Here is a 1,402-nt window from a genome sequence, read left to right as displayed (position 1 = left end):
AGGCAATGTCGGCGGCGGAACCGGAGCGCTGGTGCGCGGCATACGCGGCGAGGATCTGAGCAAGATCGCCATCGTTGCCAGCAACATCAAGCAGGGCTCGATCGCCGATTTCGACTCTGGCGACGGCGTTGCCATCGGCAAGCGCATGGCGGAGAATCTCGGCCTGACGCTTGGCGATACCATCACCTTGATTTCGCCCGACGGCGACGTGACGCCGATCGGCACCACGCCGCGCATGAAGGGTTACAAGATCGCGGCGATCTTCGAAGTCGGCATGTCCGAATATGACACCTCCATCGTCTACATGCCGTTTTCCGAAGCGCAGCTCTATTTCAACATGGACGGGCGGGCGCAGACGATCGAGATCTATGTCGACAATCCAGACGATGTCGATGCGCTGAAACCGAAGGTGGAGGAGGCGGCGCAGCGGCCGATCGACATGGTCGACTGGCGCCAGCGCAACGAGACCTTCTTCTCCGCCCTGCAGGTCGAGCGCAACGTCATGTTCATGATCCTGACGCTGATCGTGCTGGTGGCGGCGCTGAACATCATCTCCGGCCTGATCATGCTGGTGAAGGACAAGGGCCACGACATCGCCATCCTGCGCACCATGGGGGCGTCGCGCGGCGCCATCCTGCGTATCTTCCTGATGACGGGTGCGGCGATCGGCGTGACCGGCACGCTTGCCGGTGTGCTGCTCGGCGTGCTGATCTGCACCAACATCGAGTCCATCCGCCAGTTCTTCTCATGGATGACCGGCAAGGTGCTGTTCAATCCGGAGCTCTATTTCCTCAGCCAGTTGCCGGCGAAGATGGATCCGCGCGAGACGACCTATGTCGTCCTGATGGCGCTCGGCCTGTCCTTCCTGGCAACCGTGTTTCCGGCATGGCGCGCCGCGCGCCTCGATCCGGTCGAAGCCTTGAGGTACGAATAGTGGCCGAGGTCATTATCGAGCTGAAGAGCGTCGAGCGGCACTATGTCCAGGGGCCGCGCAAGCTCACCATCCTGAACGGTGCCGATTTCTCGCTGAAGCGCGGCGAGATGGTGGCGCTGGTGGCGCCGTCGGGCACCGGCAAGTCGACCCTGCTGCACACTGCCGGCTTGCTGGAGCGTCCCGACGCCGGCGACGTCATCCTGGCCGGCCGTGCCTGCGGGCGGCTCTCCGATGACGAGCGCACGGCGATCCGCCGCAACGATGTCGGCTTCGTCTACCAGTTCCATCATCTGCTGCCGGAATTCTCGGCGCTGGAAAACATCATGATGCCGCAGCTCATCAAGGGGCTCAGCCGCAAGGACGCGGCCGAGCGCGCGGCGCAGCTGCTCGATTACATGCAGATCGGCAAGCGCGCGTCGCACCGGCCGTCCGAACTCTCCGGCGGCGAACAGCAGCGCGTCGCCATCG

Annotated in this window: 2 protein-coding genes; both read left to right on the top strand. The window is 63.7% G+C overall.

The features are described from left to right. Positions 1-934 (top strand): lipoprotein-releasing ABC transporter permease subunit (locus EN939_RS34170; protein ID WP_127271821.1); only part of this gene is annotated, 934 nt, incomplete at its 5' end. Then, on the top strand, positions 931-1,402 hold a 472-nt coding region (locus tag EN939_RS34165; protein WP_206528426.1), incomplete at its 3' end, for an ABC transporter ATP-binding protein. The genes EN939_RS34170 and EN939_RS34165, both read left to right, overlap by 4 nt.

Source organism: Mesorhizobium sp. M7A.F.Ca.CA.002.05.1.1 (genome assembly GCF_003998335.1).
Classification (GTDB): domain Bacteria; phylum Pseudomonadota; class Alphaproteobacteria; order Rhizobiales; family Rhizobiaceae; genus Mesorhizobium.
Note: the sequence above shows the minus strand (reverse complement) of the source record. Positions and strands in the feature narration are given on the sequence as shown.